Genomic DNA, 24,173 nt, shown 5'->3' with positions numbered 1-24,173 from the left:
AGCTTTTTCTAGAGTTTATAGAATATCAATAATCATCGATTATGGGTACGAGATTATTCTCCTTTGCAATTTGCAAAAAAATTCATAATGCAATGGAAATTTAAAGATAAATAAGTGGTGTGAAAATAATAGAAAAATTATTTTTTACAATTTATTGGTTTTAATGGCCTTAGTGATATTACCCGCATTGAAATATCCTTTGCCGGTACTAAGCCAATACCCACTGCGTACCTGAACCGTCAACATGGGGTATTTTACTTTAGGCCTTGTCGTCTTAGTCACACGCCGATTTAACTTTTAGTATTGATGATTTTTATCACATCATTAATACTAAAAACCCTATTTTTATGATGTTTTATTATTTTTATTCATCCAAAACGTAAGTTTTTGGTGGAGTTTATTGATATCAATGGGTTTAGCCAGGTAGTCGTTCATACCGGCACTTAAACACCTTTCTTTATCTCCTTTCATCGCATTGGCAGTCATAGCGATAATCGCAATATCTTGATGCTCTTTCCCTGCCTCACCGGCTCGAATAGCTTTAGTTGTTTGATAGCCGTCCATTTCAGGCATCTGACAGTCCATCAAAATTAAATCGTAACTAGACGAGTTTAGTTTTTCTAGCGCGTTAATACCATTTACGGCTATGTCGGCACTTAACGTTAATTTGGTTAGAATTTTAGTGGCAACAATTTGATTTATTCTATTGTCTTCCACCAAAAGTATTTTTTTAAAGGATAAGTTAACCGGGTTAATTGTGATGTCTGGCTCAACACTGTCAGTAATATCATTTTCTGGTTTTTGATAAACTAAATAAAAGGAAAAGCAGCTACCTTTATTTAAGGTGCTTTTTATATCTATACCTCCGGACATAAGTTCACATAACTGTTTTACAATCGTTAAACCTAAACCTGTACCGCCATATTTTCGAGTGGTTGAATTATCAGCTTGAGAAAATGGAGTGAAAATATTCTGCTGCTGTTCTTCTGAAAGGCCTATACCTGTGTCACTGACTTTACACGAGAAGTTAAGTTGTTCTTTATTTATTTCTGTCAGTTCAACTTCAAGGTCAATAGTGCCTTGCTCGGTAAACTTAATGGCATTACTTAGCAGATTAATCAGTATTTGTTTAAGTCTTGTAGGATCGCCAATAACGGTCTTTTGTGAAAGTGACATCGACCTAATGTTAAGTACTAATGATTTTTTTTCAGCAAGTGCATTCATTATTATGACCACTTCGTTAATAATATCAGTGACATTAAAATGAATACTTTCTATTGCTAGTTTTCCTGATTCAATTTTAGAGTAGTCTAAAATACTATTAATTAAGGTCAACAATGATTCAGAGCTCGAATTTACCAAATTAATATATTCTTTTTGTTCATCATTTAGTGGCGTGTTAGATAATAAACTCAGCATACCAACCACACCATTCATTGGTGTTCTAATTTCATGACTCATATTTGCTAAAAACATGCTTTTTGCTTTAGTTGCCTGTTCAGCCCTTTTTTGTGATAGAACCAGCTGTTGATTTAATTGTTGTGACTGTTGTAATAAATCATTGGTTTGTTTGTTTTTTAATTGAAATATAGTCGCCGATTTCATTAGATGACCTATCTCATCTTTGCGATTAACGTTAAGTTCAAGCTTTTCATTAATTATTTTATTTTCAGCAAGTGCATTAAATACTTGAGTTACTTTTTCTATTGGAAATATAAGTCTTTTCAAAATATAGACAGTAATAAGACTGGTCAGGAAAATACCAAGAATAAACATAATATTGCCACGAATAACAGACTCTTCAACTAGGGTGTTCAGCTGAGCGTTACTTGAATCAAGATGGGTTAAAGCAACTTCACTTAAATTTTTTGCTAAATATAAAAATTCGTTAGCAGAGCCAGACATAACCACATTGACTAAGTAATTATAATTTCGGGTTACTTGCGTCAACAAATTAAAGTCACTAGATAAAGCGGTTAATGTTGAAGTAAAGCCATCGATATTAAGTGGCGCTGCGGTACTTTCTACTTGGCTAAAAATAGACTGAAAGTTGGTAATATTCTCAGTATTAGGTCGGATAAAGTATTGATAAGCCGAAAGTTGTAGGGCCGAAGTCAGATCTGCAAGTCTCTTGGTTGTTACATGAGTCGTTTGAATAGATTGGTTAAGATGAATACCATTAGATGCCTCAGCGGTGATGGTATTTAGATGGCTTAAGTGAGTTACTATAGTTTTATTAAATAATTCACTTTTTTTATCGATGAGTAAGACAACCGAATCAAAGTTTTCTCGATAAGCTTTTAAGTGATCGCGCATACTCTCTATCGCGACTTGCTGATCGGTGCCAATGTTATTTTTTTCGATAAAGAGCGAGGTTATAGCTAATTTCCCCGTTACCGAACTCATAATGTCATTTAATCGTTTTAATACTGAAGAAGCTTGATTTTCTTTATAAATAAGCACATTGCGCTGTAAATCTAAAACATCTTTCTCTAATGCTTTAACCTGAACGACTCCATCAACTATTTCTTGATTAGAGGCTAAGCCCGTTACTAATCGTTTTTGGTTCTGATACGAAACAGTCTCCTGGCCGATAAAAAGTAAAATAATGAGGGCGAGCGAAAGCATCAATTGTGTTTTTAAACTTCGAAACATTACTGGCACCCTTGAGTTTGAATGCTTATTATATTGGCATAAAAATTTGATTGTTTAAGCATTAATAAATTCATACCACTTTTGCAGGCTATAGTCATAGGTTGGCATAACGGTATTCCAAACAGCAACATTGCTAAATCGTTTTTCATAACTGCCCCCGCGACGAATATTTCCTTTATAAACAGATACTTTATTATCAGTACCTTTTAAGTCGATCGCGGCGGGTTTTCCGTCATACCAGTAATCCCACTCTTGAGGAGAAAGGTAGCGAGCAGTACGCTCAGGGTTTGAAATATAATAGCCTTGTCTGGCAATGTAAGCACCTGGCCAACCAGATAGCCACCAATTCATATAATCATAGGCTGCGTCTTTTACCTTGCCAGTTGTCGCCTTAGATAAACACATGACTCCGTGCCAACCGCGATAACCCTCTTTAGGTGCTGCGTAAGTTACCGGCACATTCATCCCGTTTAGTGAGGCTACAGCAGGAGAAAACATGCTTTCTATTACCACACGACCCGATTTCATAAATTGAATCGACTCAGGCACCGAAGTCCATAAACCACTGAAGTGACCTGCTTGTTTCAATCCTATTAATATACCAAAAAGTTTGTCTAATTCTGGCTTGGTCATGGCGCCAATATTATTAAATGACATTAGATTCTTAGCTTGTGCGGCGAGAGCTAAGTCAAAAAGACCTATGGTCGGCGCATTGATAATACCGACACGGCCACTGTATTTTTCATCTAATAGCCAGCCCCAACTTTCAGTCTCGTAAGGTATGCCTTTTTTAATAAAGTCAGTGTTGTAGCCAAAAGAGTCAACATTATGCACATAGGGTAAGAAACTTAAATCGTTGGTATGGTTTTCGCCTAATTGATTGTTTTTTTGTACGTGTAATATTTTATAAGGTGCATCGCCGTCACCGAGTTTCGCCGACTGCGTTATTTTTCCTGTTTTACTTAGGTTATTAATTTCATCCCAATGGGTTATTCTTCTTTTGTCTATCGATTGAATAGCACCAGAGCGCCAAAGCACATTAATACTGTTTGACCATTGCTCATAGAGATCAAATGACTGAGGAAACATTGACGCTTTTTGTAAAACTGCAGCGCTACCTTTAGGCTCAAATATCAAATTTATCCCTAGGTCTTCCATCGCTTTTTGTCGTAATTCTTCTTGTAATGTTACATGCGTACCCAAAATGCGTAAGGTCACCTTATTGCGCGCAAATACATAGGGCGCTTTGGCAATGGCTATGGTTGCCGCGCCGCCTAAGGCTATTTTCTTAATCACGCTTCTACGAGACTTATCCATTTGATTTTTCGCATATAATTTATTTGATATATCGAGTATAGATAATTAATCAAAATAATCTATTACGAATAGCACAATATTTACTTTTTAGTTAAAAATTTAAGCTACGCTCGTTAAGTGATTTTTTACCGCTGTAATAAAGCTATTAATATCTGCTTTACTAATATCTAAGTGAGTTACCAAACGCATGTTTTCACTGGGGGATATTATAATGTTTTTTGTTTTTAGCGCGTTAGCCATGGCATTAATATCGATAGAACTGTCGACTTTTACAAAGACCATATTAGTGGTGACTTGCTCTACATTAACAGTAAACCCGCTTATTTTATTAAGTTGCTCTGCCAAGTAATAAGCATTTTCGTGGTCAACTTTAAGTTTTTCAACATTTTCGGTTAACGCTATTTTAGCTGCTGCACAGAGAATACCGGCTTGACGCATTCCGCCACCCAGCACTTTTCGCCATCTTCTTGCCTGCTTGATGATTTGCGTTGAACCTAGCAATAATGAGCCAATTGGTGCGCCTAAGCCTTTAGATAAACAAATCGACATGCTATCAAAATATTGGGCTATTTCAGTGATATCTACGTCTAATGCGGTCGCAGCGTTGTATACGCGCGCGCCATCTAAATGCAAGCTTAATTGATGCTTATTAACAAACTCGCGCAGTTCTGCTAAATAGTGTAACGGCAGTACTTTACCATTTATGGTATTTTCAATGCTAACCAGTTTTGTGTGAGCAAAATGCGAATCATCGGGTTTAATCGCTTGGGCAAGCTTAATTAAGCAAAGGGTGCCATCTTTCTCATTTTCTATCGGTTGCGGTTGAATTGAACCTAGTACTGCCGCGCCACCACCTTCAAATTTGTAATTGTGGGCTTGTTGGCCACACAAATACTCGTCGCCTCGCTGACAGTGTGCCATTAAGGCGAGTAGATTTGCTTGTGTCCCCGAGCTACAAAAGAGTGCAGCATCAAAACCATGACGTTTGGCAGACCATTGCTCTAATTCGTTTACGGTTGGGTCGTCACCATAAACATCATCACCAACCTCTGCCTGTGACATTGCATTACGCATTTTCAAGGAGGGTCTTGTTACGGTGTCAGAGCGAAAATCAATCATGTTAAATCCAAATCAAATATTAATAGCAAGAAAGTATAAACGGTTATGCCGCCCTAAATATAGGTAATTAACACCATTTTAAAAAAGACATACATTGATAATGTTTTTTATTAAATACCAGATAAAAATCAATCATATTAATCTTTAATTGATCGCTATAAAATCCTATTTTATATGAATATTTTCCTTGGAATAGTCATTGAACTAATATGACTTTATTGTCGTATATCTTAATATTATTCTTATTATCCATTAAATAGAGGTTTTTATGTTGTTAAAACGTACCACCATCTCAGTTGTTTTAGGCGCTATGCTTGCTAGCACAACGGTATTGGCAGAAACAATAACTTTTGCAGATTCTGTTTCAACGGTTGCAGATACCTTAGTTATCTTTCACACAAAAGAGGGGTAAAATAGTGATTTCTCTGCATTCGATAAGGAAAGTCAAGGTCACTTAAGTAGAGCTGTGAAAGCAGAAGATTTCAGCAGTGAGTACGGTAGCTTTTTACAAGTTGTTGCACCTTATGGTTTACATTATGAGCGTGTGTTAATTGTTGGAACAGGCCCACAAGCACAACTGAGTAAAGATAAGTTGACCGCTTTGGGCGGTAACTTATTGGCTAAGTTAGACACTAAATTAACTCAGGTTATTAAAGTATCAACTGATGATTTAGTGTCTAGCAATACTGCCGCATCTTTATTGGCACATGGTGTAAGTTTACGTGCTCATCGTTTTGAGCAGTATCACAATGAAAAGCGTAGTGAAAAAACGTTTATGTTTGATGTTGAAAATGGCAAGCAAGCTCAAGCAGCGTATGCCCCATTAGCTAATATCGAGCAAGGTGTCTTTTTAGCGCGAGATTTAACCAGTGAAGTTCCCACTGAGATGACACCTGTTGCTTTTGCTAATGCGGCAAAAGAGTTAAAAAAACTAGGTGTTGAAATAAAAGTGTTAACGCCTAAACAGATTAAAAAATTAGGTATGGGAGCACTTGAGGCTGTTGGCCGTGGTAGTAAAGAAGGGTCACGTTTAGTTGTTGCCCATTATCAAGGCAACGATGAAGCACCGATCGCTTTAGTGGGAAAAGGTATTACCTTTGACTCTGGTGGCTATAGTATTAAAACCGGCGCATCTATTGCCCGAATGAAGTCGGATATGGCCGGTGCAGCTGCAGCGTTAGGGACTATTAAGGGACTTGCTTTAAATAAAGCTAAAGTGAATGTTGTTGCTGTCATGGGGATGGCAGCTAATATGGTCTCTCAATTTTCTATAGCACCTGGTGATGTCGTTAAAACAGCAGAAGGGCTAACGGTTGAGGTGGTTAATACAGATGCAGAAGGGCGCTTGGTTTTATCTGATGCACTCTGGTATGCGCGTCAATACTACAAGCCAGAAATCATGATAGATTTAGCCACTTTAACGGGCTCAAAAGTTCGAGCATTAGGTGATCGTTACGCGGGTTTATTCTCAGATGACGAAGCGTTAGTTACCGAATTAACCTTTGCAGGTAAACAAGTGAATGAAAATTTATGGCGATTACCGCTAGGGTATAAAGATATGCTTGAAACGGACATTGCTGATTTAAAGAATACCGGTTCAGGTGGGCCAGGTGCAACCACAGCAGCTAGTTTTCTCCAGCACTTTGTTGGCGATGTACGATGGGCTCATCTTGATATTGCCGGTAATGCGCTTAGCAGTAAAGCAAAAGATGAAGTACCCACCGGCGGTACAGGTTTTGGGGTGAGGTTATTGTCTGAATGGTTAATGACTAAAGAAAAATAGTACAGGATTATTAACTGAGCAATACAAAAATTGACTTTATTGAAAATAGACGGAGTAGGTCGAGGGTTAGCCACTTACATCCGTCTATAATTAATCGGTAATTAATCGGTAATTAATCGGTAGTTAGGAGGTTATTTCTCACCGTTTAATATTTTTTCTAACGTTAAATCTGTTAATTTCATGGTACTTTTTACCACATAGAACATAATTGCAATTAGCATCACCATTGAAGGTACGGCAATCACGGGATAGCTTAACAGTGTCATTTCACCAAGTTGCTCATTAAACTCTACTGTGCCAGCGGGGCTAATAACAATCCATTTAGCTAATAGGTAATTCATCGTGGCAGAAAAAACAAAGGTTGAAGCTAAAAGATGATTTGCCCACTGAATTCTTGCTTTAAACTGATCAGTTTTGTTTTTGCTTGCTAGCGTTTGATAGATTAAATCTAAATTAAATAACAGTGGATTTAACAATATTTTAGCAATTAAGGGTTTTCCCCAAAAACCAGATATCAGCACAACTATGCCGATAACAGATGGAATGGCAGCTTCTTTGATAGCGAGCCATTCAACGTCCAGTTCAAATAAACCTATGCCACCCGTTAACAAGGTACTGAAAAATCCTAATAAGGAAATAAAATTCATCGACTTGTTTTTAATGAAATCATACAAGCCATAACCGAGTGGAAACAATAAGGCAAAAATTAAGGCCGGTACAGTGCCTAAATACTCATCTGTCGAAAGTTTCATTAAAATAATCGATGGAATAGCAATATTATATAGGAGTTCTAAAAAGGTATTCGGGCGTTTAACAGGTGTTTGAATTGGCATTATATTTCATATTTAGGCACAACTGACCATCGCCAGTTTATTTAAGTCTGCCGACATTTTATCTAATAATAGCTAAAATGTCATATTATAATCTGCTAGTGCTCGCAAGCTTTACATTTACTGGCAAGCACTATCCATTATTCTCCCCAGGAGCTGTTAATTAATGTGGCTTTATCGATGTGATGTTCACTAAGTAATGCAGCTAATTCTGATTTACATGAACCACAGTTTGTGCCACATTTTAACCCCTCTCCTAATTGTTCAACAGAACTACAGCCGCCTTTAATGGCGCCTACAATGTCTTTTTCACCAATATTAAAGCAGCTGCAAATTTGTTTACCTTTGGAAAACTCTTCACTTGAAGTCCCTGCGAGTAAAGATTTAATATTGGCTTCGCTTAGAGATGACTGACCAAAAGCATAATTAAGCCATGCGCTTTCAATACGGGGCTGTGTTGTTGACACATAACATAAGAAAACTAATTTATTGGCTTGTAAGCAAATAATGTAAGAGGTGCCTGCTTGGCTAAATTGGTGCCACTCACCAGATATATGGCTGCTTGTTTGACACCAATTTAAAAGGTCACTTTCAAGTTCAATATTAGCAAATTGATAACTAAGGCCATAATGGGTGCGTGCTTTATTCCAAAAGTCATTACTCATTTGGCATTGCACGATAAATTCTTCGCTAAGATGAAGTTGACCAAACTGGACAAAATCTGTTTTGCTTAATGCGATCGCGCCATGCTTCATTTCAGGTTGACCAGAAAACGGGTCGGTAATGCTCTCATATAAGCTGTTAACATTTGCGCTAGACGCAAATTGCTTATTCCAATGAATAGGCATAAAACATTCATTAGAACGCTGGTTTTTATCTAACTTTGCATGCACTTTTACTTGCCCAGTGTTTGATGCAATATTGACTATCTCATCATCTACTATGCTTAATCGCGCCGCGTCATCAGGATTAATATAAAGGTAACATTTATCGGTATGAGCGGTGAGCTGAGGGGATTTGCCGGTTCGAGACATCGTATGCCATTGATCTCTTAATCGACCACTGTTTAACCTAAAGGGAAATTTAGCGGATAATTTTTGAGTTGGCTGGCGTGGCGTAATAGGAAAAAAGACAGCTTTACCTGAAAGGGTAGAAAACTTACCCTCTTCATAAACACGTTTTTTACCTTCAGGATAGGTATCATTAACTGGCCATTGTAGAGGCTTTAAACGGTTATACTGTTTTGGAGTAATGGCTGAAAATGCAGAGATATCAAAGACTCGTTTGCCATTGTTTTCAAAACCTGACAGTTGAGCGAACTCTCTAAATACCTCACTAACGTGTGAATAGTTAAAGCCTGAAAAACCCATGGCCGTGGCAACGTCCGCAATAATTTGCCAGTCGTGCTTTGCTTGTCCGCTCGGAGCTATAGCATTAGTTTGGCGCGAAATTCGGCGCTCTGAGTTGGTCACGGTACCGTTTTTTTCTAGCCATGGCGTTGCCGGTAGTTTTACATCAGCAAAGTCTAACGTATCATTGTTTTCAGCACAGTCTGAGACCACAACATATTCACATTTATTTAATGCTTGGGCTATTTTTTTAACGTTGGGCAAGCTTACCATCGGGTTAGTTGCCATTATCCAGACCGCTTTTATTTTACCTTCATCGATAGCGTCAAACAGATCAACCGCCTTATAACCTGCTTTAACAGCGATCGTGGGGGATTGCCAAAAACGTTGCACTGTTGAGCGGTGTTCAGGGTTTTCAATATCCATATGAGCGGCTAATTGATTAGACAAACCTCCCACTTCTCTACCGCCCATAGCGTTGGGTTGACCTGTGATAGAAAAAGGCCCACAACCGTCTTTGGCTATTTTTCCGGTGGCTAAATGACAATTAATAATGCTTTGACACTTATCAGTGCCTGAGTTTGACTGGTTAATGCCCATTGAATAAAAGCTGAGTACTTTTTCAGTGTCGGCAAATAATTTATAGACACTGGCAAGGGTTTGTTGGTCAAGATCGCAATAGGCTGATACTTCAGCGAGTGACCATTTTTTTGCTGCTAATAAAGCTTGTTCGAAACCTTGGGTATGCTGTGCAATATAGTCATTATTTAAGCCATTGTTAGCGCTTAAGTAGTTTAAAAGACCGTTAAAAAATGCGGCGTCAGTGCCTGGCTTTATCGGTAAAAAATAATCAGCTATTTGACAGGTTGCGGTTTTACGCGGGTCAATAACCACAATTTTCATCGCTGGATTACGTTTTTTAGCACGTTCAATACGTTGAAATAATACCGGATGGGTCCAAGCGGCATTAGAGCCGGTAATTAATAACAGCTCTGTACTGTCTAAATCGTCATAGCTACATGGTACAACGTCCTCACCGAAACTGCGCTTATAAGCGGCAACCGCTGAAGACATGCAAAGGCGCGAATTGGTATCTATATTGGCTGAACCTATATAGCCTTTCATTAATTTATTCGCCAGATAATAATCTTCAGTCAGTAGCTGTCCTGATACATAAAAAGCCACGGCATCAGCGCCATGCTCTTTAATAATTTGTGTAAATTTATCGGCAACATGATTTGTCGCTGTTGACCAATCAACCGTTTTATTATTTATTTGTGGCTCAAGCAAGCGGTTGGTTAAATCTGTGGTGGCTAATAAATTGGTACCTTTAACGCACAGTTGTCCAAAGTTGGCTGGGTGCTCTATGGTGCCGACTAATGCACTGGCCTTGCCATTGTTAACCGTAATATCAATACCACAACCTACACCACAGTATGCACAAGTTGATTGAACAATATGTGACGATTGAGAACAACTCATAAAATTTACCTTTAAAACAGAGAATGATATACAGCCCGCTTTATATGGGATGTTTTGTTTATTTATTTATGTTCGAATTTTATTCGATGACATTTAGACAAATATCTTGTTTAACTTTCACAGCACGGCTTGCAAATTCTGCCTCAGCCAGATTTTTCAATAAAGCGCTACAACCGCCACATCCGCTACTGGCTTTAGTACAAATTTTAATATCATCTAGGGTATAAGCTCCTTGATCGATTGAGCTGATAATATTGCTTTTTGTGACCTGATGACATGAACAAATAATCGCGCTATCAGGTAGTGCACCAACGTCTAATGTTGGCTTTTCACCTGACCAAGGTAATATCAGCGTTTCGGGTGATTCAGGTAAATCTATGTCATTAAGCATATATTGCAATAACGTGTCGTATTCACGGGTATCACCAATTAATACTGCGCCAAGCATTTTGCTTTTGTCACTAGAGATAACAATTTTCTTGTAAACGCCAGCCGGTTGATTTTGATAGGTATAGGTTATTGCCCCAGGTGTTTTTGCGTGAGCGTCACCTATTGAGCCTACTTCAACACCCATGAGTTTTAATTTGGTACTCATATCAGCACCGGTAAACAAGGCTTGTTCACCCATAATATGTTTTGCCGCCACTTTAGCCATCTGGTAACCCGGCGCCACTAAACCAAAAATGAAGTTGTTCCAAAGCGCACATTCGCCAATCGCATAGATATTTTTATCTGAGGTTTGGCAGTGGTCATTAATCACAATACCGCCTCGTTCACCCATTTCAAGCGCGAATGATTTAGCTAGATTGTCATAAGGGCGAATACCTGCGGAAAATAAAATAAGGTCAGTTTCTAGCTCGGTATTATCACTAAAACACAGTTTATAACGACAGATTTCGCCGTCTTCAATTACACTGGTGGCTTTTGATGTATGCACCTCAACACCCAAAGCTTCAATTTTTTCTTTTAATAAGCGACCGCCACCAGCATCAATTTGTACCCCCATTAATTGTGATGCAAATTCAACCACATGGGTTTTTAAGCCTAAGTGGCTTAGCGCATTTGCAGCTTCAAGGCCGAGTAAACCACCGCCGATAACCAGCCCCACTTTACTGACCTTTGCGCTGGCCTGAATCTTATCTAAGTCATCTATGGTGCGATAAACCAAACAATGCTCGCGGTCTTTTCCTGGAATAGGCGGTACAAAAGGATAAGAGCCAGTGGCTAAGATGAGTTTGTCATAAGCGATAACTTGGCCGTTTTGTGTGACAACATGCTTATTGCTGCGATCGATATCAACAACTTTGGCATTAGTTTGAAAATTTACCGTCCAATCTTGGTAAGTTGTTTCGTCAGCCATGGCCAGATCTGCCCCTGTTTTACCGCTAAAGTATGTTGAAAGGTGAACACGGTCATAAGCAAGGCGAGGCTCTGCTGACAAAACGGTTATCTCAATGGCTTGAGCAGCTGTGTTCATTTGAGCCAATTGCTCAACAAAATGGTGACCCACCATGCCGTTACCGACCACGACAACTTTTTGTTTCTCTATGATTTGTTGGTTACTTGAGCTAATTTTATTTACCTGCTGCAATAGTGATATGGGTTTACAATTTGTGATAACGCTTAACAAACCTGTAGAGCGTTATCATTATATGTGTGTTTGGAGAGCTAAAAATTTGCACTTACCCAAAGCCAAATTTTATCGGTATCAACTTTACCCGCAGTAGAATCGCCTGCTGAGTAAGCCGCATACTTTAAGCCTGCCTTATAATTCTTAGCGAATTTTTTCGCGTAAACGGCATTAATTTCGCTACCTAAATCATCAACCGTATCGGTTGATTCATCAGCAGAATAATCATGAATTGTCACTGTCCAACCGCCGCCGAATGCTTTACCTGACACAGAGGCATAAAGATCAACCAAGCCTTCTTTTGGTGTGCCTAAAAATTGATCTGCCCAACCGTTGAATTTATGCAGTGTCGCCAGGGGTGTTGAAAACCCAACCATTGAATCATCACTGCCTAGAACTTCTGCACCTAATTTAAGAGTTACCGCATCAAAGCTATAGCCGCCTTCTATGGCCATATAGCTTGCAGAGTAGTCAGTTGCGCCGCTTTCTGAATCTTGAGTAGCAAATTCGGCTGAATATGAAAACTTGTCTTTTTTACCGTTAAAACTCACCCCGAAAGTATCTAAGCTATTAGCGGTTCCTTCATCAACTTCTAAGAGATAACTGTAAACGGTTAGTTTGCCATAACTCGTTTTGTAGGCGAGGTTAAGTAAATGGTCTTTTGCATCAAAATCTTTTTCATTGGAAAAAATACGATTACGTTTATTAATGTAGCTATAGCTCATTTTTACATTGTCTAATGCGTCATAAGTTATGGTCGCGGCATCAAATGTTTGTCTATCTTGACGCCATCCTACATGCCCAACATAACGATGATTATCTAAGGTCAGTACTTGGCGACCGACTTTAGCGGTGATCCCATCTTTTTTGTATTGCACATAAGCTTGGTCTAATTCAGTCGTTTCTGGATCGGCAATAACAGAATATTCAGTATTATTGCCCACGGCATCGTTATACCTGTTAATACCCGCTACTTGGCGTGAGTCTTCAAATTCAACAACTGCGGTAAAATTATTGTAGCTAGCACTGGTGTAATTTAGACGAGTTCTTAGCGTTAACGCTGAGGCATCTTTTTTGGTATTGTCTTGATCAACTTTTTCATATCGCAAGTTTAAATCTATACTGGCTTTAGCTTTAGTCTCGCTATTTGCGGTTGCTGAAGCACTGGCACTTGCTAACAAAACCACTGCCGTAATTTTTGAGAATGTATGAACGTTTTTCATGGTTTATCCCTTAAAGTTTTTTTAAATTATTTTTATAATTTTTCAATTTAGCGAAATGTATTAAGCAACACTGGACGTCTTTTGTTTTACTTCAGCTTTTTCAGTTGATTTAGCCGATTTAGCTGTAGGAATAACTTCAACTTTTCTTTGTTTTTCATACAAAAAAGTTAAAACAGCTGAGCGCAATCGGTTATATTCAACATCTTCTGCTAGCGCTAAACGGTTTCTTGGATGAGGTAAGTTGACGTCTAATATTTCGCCTATTGTCGCGGCTGGCCCGTTGGTCATCATGACAATGCGATCTGATAATAAAACAGCTTCATCTACGTCATGGGTGATCATGATGACGGTGTTGTTAAGCTTTTGCTGAATTTCCATTAATGAGTCTTGCATATGAGCTCGCGTTAAAGCGTCGAGCGCACCAAAAGGTTCATCCATCAAAAGTACTTCTGGTTTCATTGCTAAAGCTCTGGCAATACCAATACGTTGTTTCATACCGCCTGAAATTTCATCAGGACGTTTGTCTTTTGCATGATCCATATGAACTAAACGTAAGTTATGTTCGATCCATTCTTTCATTTCGCTTGAAGACATTTTATTTTTGAAGACTTGTTTTACCGCTAACTCAATATTTTGATAGGCGGTTAACCAAGGCAATAATGAATGGTTTTGAAAAACAACAGCACGTTCAGGGCCGGGTTCTGTTACTTCTTTGTTATTTAATAATACGCCACCTAATGTTGCTCTGTGCAAACAGGCAACAATATTCAATACGGTTGATTTACCACAACCTGAATGACCTATAAGTGAAATGAATTCACCTTTTTTTATTTGTAAATCAACACCCTTTAACGCGGTAAAATCGCCTTTAGGGGTTGGAAATACCATATCTACTTTGCTGATGTCTAAAATAATGCTCATGTGATTTCCTTAATCCTATATTGGCTAAAGTTGTGCGCTTGATTTGTCCCAAGACAATATTCTTTGCAGTTGCAGCATGGTTCTATCAAGCATGTAGCCAATAAGGCCTATGGTTAATACTGCGGTCATAATGCGACTAAGAGATTGTGAGCTGCCGTTTTGGAATTCATCCCAAACGAACTTTCCTAACCCTGGATTTTGTGCCAGCATTTCAGCCGCAATAAGTACCATCCAAGCAATACCTAATGACATTCTCATGCCAGTAAAAATGGCAGGAATGGAAGCAGGTAAAACAATTTTTTGAATATGCACGTGTTTAGGCAGGCTTAATACTTTACTGACATTCACCCAGTCTTGATTTATTGAAGCCACACCAAAAGAAGTGTTGATGACCATAGGCCAAAGACTACATAAAGTTACTGTGATTAAAGAGGTGATAAAAGATTTAGCAAACATAGGATCAGGAGATACATAAAGTGCACTGACTACCATGGTTACTATCGGTAGCCAAGCCAAAGGAGATACGGGTTTAAAAATTTGTATAATAGGGTTTATTGCCGTATTTAAATTTTTACTTAAACCAATGGCAATACCTAAGGGAATAGCAACAACAGCAGCCACTAAAAAGCCACTAACTACCGTCACTAAACTGGTGAATATTTGGTCTAAAAATGTTTCTTTACCGGTATAAACTCGTATTTTAGCTTGATAGCTTGGATCTTTTGCCATTCGCACTTTATTTCGTTCGTCCTGGCGAATATAAAAAGCATCTTCTTTGGCGCGTTCAGCATTATGTTCATCAATTAAATTAACTACTTGAGTAGCCACTGCACTGGGGCCAGGGAATTTTCCGAGCGAAGTATCAATGCTACTTGCCGTAAACGACCATAGCAGCATAAAACAGAAGATACCGGCCATAGGTAATATCAACGCTTGTGCCTTTTCTGAAATAAAGGACCCGATTATTTTGTTATTACTCATTGGCACAATACCTAATGTTTTTTTATTAATTACAGCAGTCATTTTTGCTCTCCTTTATGCGCTGCCAGTTAATGGACAGCGCATAACTACTCAGTAAAGTACTGGCTAAAATACGACAAGGTTCTAAAGTTTGTCACCGGCTTTTAGGCCAATTTTAAACTTGTTTATATAGGCGTTTGGTTGAGTACCGTCATAAACAATGTTGTCAATAAAGTGTTTTTGAGGAGCACGGAAACCGTCTTCACCGACTAAGTCTGAAAAGTCGCTTTTAGACAATAACTTGTCATCAACTAATGATTGCGCTGCAGCCATGTAAATATCAGGACGATAAACTTGTGCGGCAATATCTTTGTACCAACTATCAGGTTTGTCATCGCTAATTTGTCCCCAACGACGCATTTGTGTTAAATACCAAATAGCATCAGAGTAGTAAGGATAAGTGGCGTTGTAGCGAAAGAATACGTTGAAGTCAGGTACTGAACGCACATCGCCTTTTTCGTACTCGAAAGTCCCTGTCATGCTGTTTGCGATAACGTCGTAATCAGCACCAACATAGTTCGATTGAGATAAAATTTTCACTGCTTCTGGACGGTTAGCATTATTGTTTTCGTCTAACCATTTAGCGGCACGAATCAATGCGCGTGTTAAACGAATGGTGGTATTTGGGTATTTTTCAGCAAAGGCTTTAGTAATACCAAATACTTTTTCCGGGTTGTTCTTCCAAATTTCATAATCGGTAACGACCGGCACACCAATGCCTTTAAATACGGCTTGTTGGTTCCAAGGTTCACCTACACAATAACCATAAATAGTGCCGGCTTCCATTGTGGCTGGCATTTGTGGAGGAGGCGTTACTGACAACAGCACTTGTGCGTCAATCTTTCCTGATGTATCACCTTTATGAGGAGCGTAAAATCCAGGATGAATATCACCAGCCGCTAACCAATAGCGTAACTCGTAGTTATGTGTCGACACTGGAAACACCATACCCATGTTGAAAGGTTTGCCTTCATCAAGATACTTTTCTACAACAGGCTTTAAGGCATCAGCTTTAATAGGATGAACAGGTCTTCCATCGGCTTGCTTAGGAATATTGACCTTCATTTGCTTCCAAATTTCATTAGAAACAGTAATCGCATTGCCATTTAAGTCCATTGAAAAAGGCGTGATGATTTCAGCTTTAGTCCCGTAACCAATCGTTGCTGCAATGGGTTGGCCAGCAAGCATGTGAGCACCGTCTAATCGACCATCTATAACGCCATCAAGTAATACTTTCCAGTTAGCTTGAGATTCAATCGTGACGTATAAGCCTTCATCTTCAAAAAATCCTTTCTCATAAGCAATAGCGATAGGGGCCATATCGGTTAATTTAATAAAACCAAATTTAAGTTCTTCTTTTTCTGGGTAGCCTAGCTCTGCTGCTTGCAAAGACGAAGTCAGTAGGGAGCCAGAAATACATAGTCCTGCAATAACAGTACGGCATAATTTTTTACATTCATTTTTTAAAGTCGTTTTCAAAATACCTTTCTCCAAATAAAAAAAGCCCACAGTACTTCGGATACAATCCGAGTACTGTGGGCTTCAATGCCAAACTAATAATGACTACGTCGTTGCAGTGCGATTAGTTTTAACGAAATAAGTTTTGAGTCAATTTTCACTTTATCGTTAAAACAACCGCTGTTGATTGAATTAACATGAAAACGCTATTAACTATAAAGCACAATTAGTGCCACCTATTAATTGTATTTAAAATCAGTAACTTACTTTGCTTTATGTTTTTTGATTAAATACTTTGCTCCAACAGTGAGAAGTATTTGCACTATTTTGGTGTCTATAGGCCTGTAGGCAGATACTTCATTTTAATAAAGGCTCTACTTATTCTTATATATTACAGCTTGATAAATATCTTCCCTGTAGATCGAAGTAATGTCTAGATCCGTTATTTGTTGTCTGTTTATGTGTCCACACGCTTGCATTAATTTGGCAATGTTTTCACCGTAATGATGTGCTGGCCTATTGAATGTGGGATCACCTAATGTCGAAAATTGTTGATAGCTTTCTACTTTACGAGGTGATGTATTGTTAAGGGTTAGGCAACTCCCCATTAATGAAGGCGCAATTACGTCGATATGTGTGTCTAAATACTTTGCACGACTCAAGAACCTCGCTGCTTCAAAGCGATTGGGAATATTTTCAAGCCATTGGCATGCTTCATATAAAGCAGATACTAAAGCAAATGTTGTTTCTGGGTGCTTAACTTGCCAATCAGACATTAATCCAAGCACCTTCTCAGGTGAATCTTCCCATAAGTCAGAAGAAGTAACACCTGTGATGCCAACACCTTCTCTAACCGCTTTAGCATTCCAAGGACTACCGACACAAAAGCCATCAAGATCCCCTGAATGCATAGATGGCACCATGTTTGAAGGAGGTACAATTAATAAATTAATGTCTGATGGATCGATATCACTATTCTTTAGCCATTCAACAAGTTGATAATGATGACAGCTATAAGGAAAAACGACAGCGAAGGTTAATTTATTACCTTCTTTTTTTCGTTGCTCTATTTCATGTCTCAATATATTGGCCGAAAATGGCATACTGATCTCATTGGTATTGTGTTGTAATAATATTTTTTGGTAGAGTTTAGTCGATAACGTGATGCCATTACCGTTACGACTCAATATCATTGGGGCAATCACGGTTGACTTTTGTCCGTGTAAACCTAAGTTACAGGCAATGGGCATAGGGGCTAACATTTGGGCGGCGTCAATAACTCCGCTATGCAATTTATCTCTTAATGTGGCCCAAGAATTTTGTTTTGTTAGGTTTACGTTAAGCCCCCATTTTTCGAAAAATCCCATTTCATGAGCAATGACTAAGGGGGCACTATCTGTTAATGGCATAAAGCCAAGGGTTATATTTTTTTTTTCAATATTAAACATAATTGATATTCTCTACAATTCTTTAAAACGTCTTTAAATATCTAAAAAATGCTAGCAACAGAAAGGATGTTTTTGGCAACATCATCCATTTTCTGGCTGTTATCCATCGCTATTTTTCGAATGAAGTGATACGCATCTATTTCAGACAGTTGTTTTGTTTCCATTAACCAACGTTTAGCTTTATCGATACTTTTCTGGCTAGACAATTTTTGTTTAGTGTCAGCAAGTTCTTGTTTTAGTCCTTGAAAAAGCTCAAATCTCGCAATAGCCACATCAATAATTGACTTCACTCTTGTTTGGTTAACTTCCCCTACCACATAAGCACTAACCCCTGATTTGACCATCTGATTAATGGTAGTATTGGCACATTGTTGTTCTGAAAAAACTACGATAGGTTTTGGGGCGAATTGAGAAATTTTATTGAGGTTTTCAAGCATATCTCTGTTTGGAGATTCTATATCAATAATGATAACGTCTGGGTTTAGCTGTTTAACATCTCTTAATAAAGGTACGCCAGAATGAGCAACATGATAGATATCATATTGCTCATTTATCAGTACGCTCATTAATACCTTTGCTTTTGCATGGTTTATTTCAGCAAGCAATACTTTTAATCCTGATGGAACATCCTGATATATCGTATTTTTATTAGGTAAAGACAAGGTTTTATTTTTCAATTTATTCAAATTAAAATTAAGAATTAAGTATATTTAAAATATTAAAGCACAATTCACACCAGAAGTTTAATTACATTTATATCAATTGGTTAGGATTGTCCTTTGATTTTTTATACTCGTTTTTATTAGTTTGTGATGCAAAGGTGCACCAAAATAACCTCTTCTAGGATTGAACTGTTTAAACACCTTAGCATGTAGAATTGGGATAATTAATCTTCGCGTATGCAGACTTTTTTTTAGCAGATGCTAAGTGAGTCATATTAGGCTTAAATTTAATGATGAATGGTAAAAAATAAAAATCCCAGCACCGTTAACTTCGCTAGGATTTTTATGAAAATAAAGGATGAAATCCTTAACCAAATATTTCTAATTTTCCATCAGTAACACGTGTTTCATAGGTCTTAATCGCTAAAGTATCATCATCTAAACAGGCTCCTGAATTTAAAACAAAGCGTTGTTTTAATAAGGGTGAAGCAACGTAAATATTACCTTTAGTTTCACCAATTAAACCGCGGTATAAAACGTTTGCTTTACCAAAGGGATCAAAGTTAGAAATAGCATAAACGGTGTCCTTGCCTACTTGGAATAAAGCCACTTGTTCTTTGTTTGCTAATAATGCACAAACACCTGAGTTTTTAATTAAATCACTGGTTGAGCAAATGGTTTGCCAGCTATTTTCTGTTGTCATTTTATTTTCCTTATTCGTAAACGTATTTATGCAGGTGTTAAATCAACGGCTTGAATTTGAACGCCATATTTTTTCTCATCACCTTGAGCGGGTCTAATTTGATCACGCTCAGTAACGAATTCGATGTTGCCATCGACAGTGTCAGAGTTAACAAACTGACGAAAACGCTTTAATTGCTCTTCACTTTCGATGGTTGTTTTCCACTCACATTGATAGGTATCAACGACATTTTGCATTTGCTTTTCTAATTCATCATTAATCCCTAAGTGATCGTCCTTAACTATTTTCTCCATGTAGGCTAAGCCGCCTTCTAGGTTTTCTAACCAGACAGAAGTACGGGTTAAACGATCTGCGGTACGCACATAAAACATTAAGTAACGATCGATATATTTCACTAAGGTTTCATCATCTAAATCAGTCGCGAATAAGTCGCCATGGCGAGGCTTCATGCCGCCATTGCCACTGACGTACAAGTTCCAGCCGTTTTCAGTAGCAATAATACCAATGTCTTTACTTTGTGCTTCAGCACACTCGCGTGTACAGCCCGAAACCGCAAACTTAATTTTATGAGGAGAACGCAAGCCCTTGTAGCGATCTTCTAAGAAAATGGCCATTGCCATGCTGTCTTGTTGGCCGTAACGACACCAAGTGCTGCCAACACAAGATTTAACCGTACGTAACGATTTGCCATAGGCATGACCAGTTTCCATACCTGCATCAATTAAGCGTTTCCATATCGCCGGTAATTGGTCAACACGTGCGCCGAATAAGTCGATACGTTGGCCGCCTGTTACTTTGGTATATAGGTTATATTCTTTAGCGACTTCACCAATAACAATTAACTTATCTGGGGTTACTTCACCGCCTGGCATACGTGGAACGACAGAATAAGTACCATCTTTTTGCATATTACCTAGAAAGACATCATTGGTGTCTTGTAGTGATACATGGTCGGGTTTTAATATGTAATCGTTCCAAACCGAAGCGAGAATAGACGCAGCTGCTGGCTTACAAATTTCACAGCCTAAACCTGAACCGTGTTTTTCTACTAACAGGTCAAAGGTTTTAATTTGTTCTGCTTGCACAATGTGAAATAACTCAACCCGGCTGTAAGCAAAATGTTCGCAAAGGTCAGTGCTAATTTCTACCCCACGTTTTTCTAATTCGTGATCTGTTACTTTTTTCAATAAGGCGGCACAACCGCCACAGCCTGTTCCTGCTTTCGTTGAAGACTTTACTTCACCGACATCAACGGCGCCACAATCAATAGCAGCAATAATATCGCCTTTGGTGACATTCAAACATGAGCAGATAGTCGCGGTATTAGGTAAAGCATCCACGCCTAAGGTGGGTTTTTCGCCTGAGCTAGGTAAAATTAAACCGTCGGGATTTTCTGGTAATTCAATACCATTTAATGCGTATTGCAATAAGGTATCGTATTCACTGGTATCACCCACTAAAACCGCACCTATTAATTCTTTACCATTGGCACTGACCACTATTTTTTTATAAATTTGGTCAGGTTGATTTGAATAGACGTAGCTTTTACAACCTTGAGTACGGCCATGAGCATCGCCGATCGATCCGACATCCATACCCATTAATTTTAATTTAGTGCTCATATCTGCACCAGTGAACTGCTGTTCACCGCCAATAATGTTATCGGCAGCCACTTTAGCCATAGTGTAGCCTGGCGCCACTAAACCAAAAATAAAGTTATTCCACAAAGCACACTCACCAATAGCGTAAATATTTTCGTTAGAGGTTTTACAGTTGTTATCAACCACAATGCCGCCTCGCTCGCCAACCGCTAAATCAAATTCACGTGCTAAATTATCATAGGGGCGAATACCGGCTGAGAATAAGATGACGTCAGTTTCTAAATGTGTTCCATCGGCAAAATTCATTCGGTGAACACATTCTTCACCGTCGACAATTTCATTGGTGGCTTTTTGTGTATGTACCTGAACACCAATACCTTCGATCATTGAACGCAATAAAGCGCCGCCGTCTTTGTCTAATTGCACGCCCATCAATTGTGGGGCAAACTCTACAACGTGTGTCTGCAGGCCAAGTTCTTTAAGGGCGTTAGCGGCTTCTAAACCTAATAACCCCCCACCAACAACCACACCAACTTTACCCGCTTTAGCTGACGCTTGAATGTCTTCTAAATCTTGAATAGTACGATAAACCAAACAATGGTCACGTTCTTTACCTGGAATAGGGGGAACAAAGGGGTATGATCCTGTCGCCATAACTAATTTATCGTAAGCGAAAATGTCACCCGATTCAGTCGTCACGGTTTGTGCAGCTTTATTAATATTAGTGACTTTCGCGTTGGTAAAAAAATTAACGCCTATTTCGTTGTAATATGCTGGCGTAGTCATGGCTAAATCATCAGCAGTTTTTCCAGAAAAGTACTCTGATAAGTGAACGCGGTCATAAGCTAAACGGTCTTCAGCTGATAGAACGGTAATTTCATAGCCGGCATGTTTCGCCATTTCATCAACAAAGTGATGGCCAACCATGCCATTACCAACGACGACGATCTTCTGAGGTTGTGTACTCATTTTTGGAACCCTACTTCTTTAAATTACTGCTGTAATAGCAGAATTAGATAATGATTTGTTATTAGCAATAAACGAACCAAGTAGTTTTTTTAATAAATTCAATTAGATAGTGATTTATGTGTGAGTTGTAACAGCGATTTTGCACTGCAGTGAAGGCATCAACGCACCAGAGGTGTGCACCATAATCATCAGCGGTAAGTGCAAAGGGGGAAAGGGTTAATTAACTAAAGATACCATCAAGGCAATAAACAATAAGGTTGATACTAATTGCCAAAAAAAGATAGGATCACGCTTTAACAAGGGTTGGTTTTTGTATTCTTCAACGGCAGATGAACTCGGTTTATTTAAATCACTAAAAAATTCTGAAAAGGCTCTATAGCGTTGTTTTGGGTCTGCAGCCGTTGCTTTTTGAAGGCTTAAATCTAACCACAAGGGTAACTCAGGTCGAAACTGTTTAATGCTGCGATATTGCATATCGTTATAATTTTTAATAGTGACTTCAGCACGTTGCATTGGTTTGTAAGGAAGTTCACCAGATAACATTTCATAACAAATAACCCCCAATGAGAATAGGTCACTTTGATAATCAGCTTGCATATGCAATAAGGTTTCAGGTGCAATATAATTTAATGAACCGTGTGGTACTTGTTCTTTTATTGTTTCTTGGTTTTCATCAAGTGAAGCGACAAATACGGTGCCGTAATCAATCAATTTAATTTGACCATATTCATCGATCATAATATTGTCGGGCTTTAAGTCGCGGTGAACTAAATCTAAACGTTGAAATGATCGTAATGCGCCGATCACTTGTTTCATTATATCGCGGACCTGCGCAATGCTAGGTTTAGGGTTGTCATGTAACCATTCACCCAGGGTTTGCCCTTTAATGTATTCACATACATGGTATAAAAACTGGCTGTCTTTTTTAGCGGATAATACACGCATGACATTAACGTGTTTAATGCGTTCTCCCACCCAAGCTTCCCGCATAAAACCTTGTAAATAAAAGGCGTCATCTGAAAAGTTAGCAGAGGGTGCTTTTAACACATAAGGCTTATCTGTTTTAACATCGACGACTAAATACAAGTGTGAACGAATACTGGCGTGTATTATTTTTTTAACAAGATAATCATCAAGTTTCTGCCCAACTTTTAATGCTGGAGGGATCGCTTTTGAACTTAGGTCGCGTTCAATTTCTGCCAGTTTCCGATTCGGTATCGCGTCAATATAAACCAGTAAGCAGGTCACATTGTCATGACTACCGCGCTCAAGTGCGGTGGCAACAATTTTTTCAGAAAGAGCTTCTAAGTCAGACTTATTTGGTGATAACGGCAATGAATCAAAGAGTGTTTTAAAAGCAGCTTTACTAACAAAGTCATGAATACCATCACAACTTAGCATAAATAAATCTCCTGCCTGTAAATCGACTTGATAAACATCAACTTCTAAATGGCTATCAGCACCTAATGCGCGTGTTAATAAATCCTGTTGCCCTATTTGTTTACGATTATGATCACGGGTTATAATTTCTAATTGTTGCTGGCGATATTTTGTTATACGGGTATCGCCAACATGAAAAATATAACCGGTGTTTGATTTAGCAATAAGCGCTGAAAAAGTCGTTAGCCATTGAGGTGAGTCTTGATTAACTAGAGCATCAACAAATCCGCTTTGTGAATACAACCAGTTATTTAAACTGCTTAATACTTTAGCGGCAGATTTCTGTGTAGACCATGTTTCGGGCGTAGCAAGATACTCTTGAATAAATTGAGTGACCGCAAGTTGTGAAGCTTCAGCGGCTTTACTTGCGCTCGATACTCCATCTGCGATAGCCACAACCGCGCCTTTAGCGCGTAATTCAAGTTTTTTTGGCACAATAGCAGCAAAAGCGTCTTGGTTTTCTGCCTTTAAACCTTTATGAGAAAAACCACCAAAGCATAGTTGTAAATCTACAACCGTGCTTTGGAGCGTTTGCTTCTCTGTATTGATAACACTCATGTTAG

At 38.5% G+C, this 24,173-nt stretch carries 14 protein-coding genes and 2 pseudogenes; 1 reads left to right on the top strand and 15 read right to left on the bottom strand.

What is annotated here, in order from left to right:
- Nucleotides 1–345: 345 nt before the first annotated feature.
- From H4J75_RS00975 to ltaE, 3 genes are all read right to left on the bottom strand, one after another.
- Nucleotides 346–2,655 (bottom strand): ATP-binding protein, encoded by a 2,310-nt coding sequence (locus H4J75_RS00975; protein ID WP_182221106.1) that lies wholly within the window; start codon nucleotides 2,653–2,655, stop codon nucleotides 346–348.
- A 54-nt stretch (nucleotides 2,656–2,709) separates the two neighbouring features.
- Nucleotides 2,710–3,972: a PotD/PotF family extracellular solute-binding protein gene (locus tag H4J75_RS00970; protein WP_182213400.1), complete on the bottom strand. Its 1,263-nt coding sequence runs from the start codon at nucleotides 3,970–3,972 to the stop codon at nucleotides 2,710–2,712.
- Between the two features lie 99 nt (nucleotides 3,973–4,071).
- Nucleotides 4,072–5,091, bottom strand: a complete 1,020-nt coding sequence (gene ltaE, locus H4J75_RS00965) for a low-specificity L-threonine aldolase (protein ID WP_182221105.1) — start codon at nucleotides 5,089–5,091, stop codon at nucleotides 4,072–4,074.
- A 268-nt stretch (nucleotides 5,092–5,359) separates the two neighbouring features.
- Here ltaE and H4J75_RS00960 point away from each other — a divergent pair.
- Nucleotides 5,360–6,874 (top strand): annotated as a pseudogene (locus tag H4J75_RS00960) (leucyl aminopeptidase).
- Between the two features lie 131 nt (nucleotides 6,875–7,005).
- Here H4J75_RS00960 and H4J75_RS00955 read toward each other — a convergent pair.
- The 12 genes and pseudogenes from H4J75_RS00955 to H4J75_RS00900 form a co-directional block, all read right to left on the bottom strand.
- Nucleotides 7,006–7,707 carry a VC0807 family protein gene (locus H4J75_RS00955; RefSeq protein WP_182213403.1) on the bottom strand — a complete coding sequence of 234 codons (702 nt, stop codon included), beginning with the start codon at nucleotides 7,705–7,707 and terminating at the stop codon, nucleotides 7,006–7,008.
- A 137-nt stretch (nucleotides 7,708–7,844) separates the two neighbouring features.
- Entirely contained in the window at nucleotides 7,845–10,535 is a 2,691-nt protein-coding gene (locus tag H4J75_RS00950) for a nitrate reductase (protein WP_182221104.1), read from the bottom strand.
- Nucleotides 10,536–10,632: 97 nt separating this feature from the next.
- Nucleotides 10,633–12,087 (bottom strand): annotated as a pseudogene (gene nirB / locus H4J75_RS00945) (nitrite reductase large subunit NirB); the annotation flags it as partial.
- A 116-nt stretch (nucleotides 12,088–12,203) separates the two neighbouring features.
- Nucleotides 12,204–13,388, bottom strand: a complete 1,185-nt coding sequence (locus tag H4J75_RS00940) for an alginate export family protein (protein WP_182221103.1) — start codon at nucleotides 13,386–13,388, stop codon at nucleotides 12,204–12,206.
- Nucleotides 13,389–13,448: 60 nt separating this feature from the next.
- Nucleotides 13,449–14,309 (bottom strand): ABC transporter ATP-binding protein, encoded by an 861-nt coding sequence (locus tag H4J75_RS00935; RefSeq protein WP_182221102.1) that lies wholly within the window; start codon nucleotides 14,307–14,309, stop codon nucleotides 13,449–13,451.
- A 24-nt stretch (nucleotides 14,310–14,333) separates the two neighbouring features.
- The gene (locus H4J75_RS00930) at nucleotides 14,334–15,290 is read right to left on the bottom strand and encodes an ABC transporter permease (RefSeq protein ID WP_259366324.1); all 957 of its coding nucleotides are present in this window, start codon (nucleotides 15,288–15,290) and stop codon (nucleotides 14,334–14,336) included.
- Between the two features lie 123 nt (nucleotides 15,291–15,413).
- Nucleotides 15,414–16,760 (bottom strand): CmpA/NrtA family ABC transporter substrate-binding protein, encoded by a 1,347-nt coding sequence (locus H4J75_RS00925; RefSeq protein WP_182213585.1) that lies wholly within the window; start codon nucleotides 16,758–16,760, stop codon nucleotides 15,414–15,416.
- Between the two features lie 401 nt (nucleotides 16,761–17,161).
- Nucleotides 17,162–18,235 carry a CmpA/NrtA family ABC transporter substrate-binding protein gene (locus H4J75_RS00920; protein WP_182213412.1) on the bottom strand — a complete coding sequence of 358 codons (1,074 nt, stop codon included), beginning with the start codon at nucleotides 18,233–18,235 and terminating at the stop codon, nucleotides 17,162–17,164.
- A 41-nt stretch (nucleotides 18,236–18,276) separates the two neighbouring features.
- Nucleotides 18,277–18,912: an ANTAR domain-containing response regulator gene (locus H4J75_RS00915; protein WP_259366313.1), complete on the bottom strand. Its 636-nt coding sequence runs from the start codon at nucleotides 18,910–18,912 to the stop codon at nucleotides 18,277–18,279.
- A 352-nt stretch (nucleotides 18,913–19,264) separates the two neighbouring features.
- The gene (gene nirD, locus H4J75_RS00910; protein WP_182202631.1) at nucleotides 19,265–19,600 is read right to left on the bottom strand and encodes a nitrite reductase small subunit NirD; all 336 of its coding nucleotides are present in this window, start codon (nucleotides 19,598–19,600) and stop codon (nucleotides 19,265–19,267) included.
- 26 nt (nucleotides 19,601–19,626) lie between these two features.
- Entirely contained in the window at nucleotides 19,627–22,170 is a 2,544-nt protein-coding gene (gene nirB, locus H4J75_RS00905; RefSeq protein ID WP_182213414.1) for a nitrite reductase large subunit NirB, read from the bottom strand.
- Between the two features lie 216 nt (nucleotides 22,171–22,386).
- Nucleotides 22,387–24,168, bottom strand: coding sequence for a bifunctional protein-serine/threonine kinase/phosphatase (locus tag H4J75_RS00900; RefSeq protein WP_182213416.1), 1,782 nt, complete (start codon nucleotides 24,166–24,168; stop codon nucleotides 22,387–22,389).
- Nucleotides 24,169–24,173 lie beyond the last annotated feature (5 nt).

It is taken from the genome of Colwellia sp. BRX10-1, assembly GCF_014077545.1.
In the GTDB taxonomy this organism is placed as follows: domain Bacteria; phylum Pseudomonadota; class Gammaproteobacteria; order Enterobacterales; family Alteromonadaceae; genus Colwellia_A.
The sequence above is the reverse complement of the archived record's forward strand: the minus strand, read 5'-3'. Positions and strand labels throughout refer to the sequence as shown.

Excerpts from the sequence above, each read along its gene's own strand:
- H4J75_RS00975 (WP_182221106.1), bottom strand. The coding sequence starts at position 2,655 with ATGTTTCGAAGTTTAAAAACACAATTGATGCTTTCGCTCGCCCTCATT.
- H4J75_RS00970 (WP_182213400.1), bottom strand. The coding sequence starts at position 3,972 with ATGGATAAGTCTCGTAGAAGCGTGATTAAGAAAATAGCCTTAGGCGGC.
- ltaE (WP_182221105.1), bottom strand. The coding sequence starts at position 5,091 with ATGATTGATTTTCGCTCTGACACCGTAACAAGACCCTCCTTGAAAATG.
- H4J75_RS00955 (WP_182213403.1), bottom strand. The coding sequence starts at position 7,707 with ATGCCAATTCAAACACCTGTTAAACGCCCGAATACCTTTTTAGAACTC.
- H4J75_RS00950 (WP_182221104.1), bottom strand. The coding sequence starts at position 10,535 with ATGAGTTGTTCTCAATCGTCACATATTGTTCAATCAACTTGTGCATAC.
- H4J75_RS00940 (WP_182221103.1), bottom strand. The coding sequence starts at position 13,388 with ATGAAAAACGTTCATACATTCTCAAAAATTACGGCAGTGGTTTTGTTA.
- H4J75_RS00935 (WP_182221102.1), bottom strand. The coding sequence starts at position 14,309 with ATGAGCATTATTTTAGACATCAGCAAAGTAGATATGGTATTTCCAACC.
- H4J75_RS00930 (WP_259366324.1), bottom strand. The coding sequence starts at position 15,290 with ATGAGTAATAACAAAATAATCGGGTCCTTTATTTCAGAAAAGGCACAA.
- H4J75_RS00920 (WP_182213412.1), bottom strand. The coding sequence starts at position 18,235 with ATGTTTAATATTGAAAAAAAAAATATAACCCTTGGCTTTATGCCATTA.
- nirD (WP_182202631.1), bottom strand. The coding sequence starts at position 19,600 with ATGACAACAGAAAATAGCTGGCAAACCATTTGCTCAACCAGTGATTTA.
- nirB (WP_182213414.1), bottom strand. The coding sequence starts at position 22,170 with ATGAGTACACAACCTCAGAAGATCGTCGTCGTTGGTAATGGCATGGTT.
- H4J75_RS00900 (WP_182213416.1), bottom strand. The coding sequence starts at position 24,168 with ATGAGTGTTATCAATACAGAGAAGCAAACGCTCCAAAGCACGGTTGTA.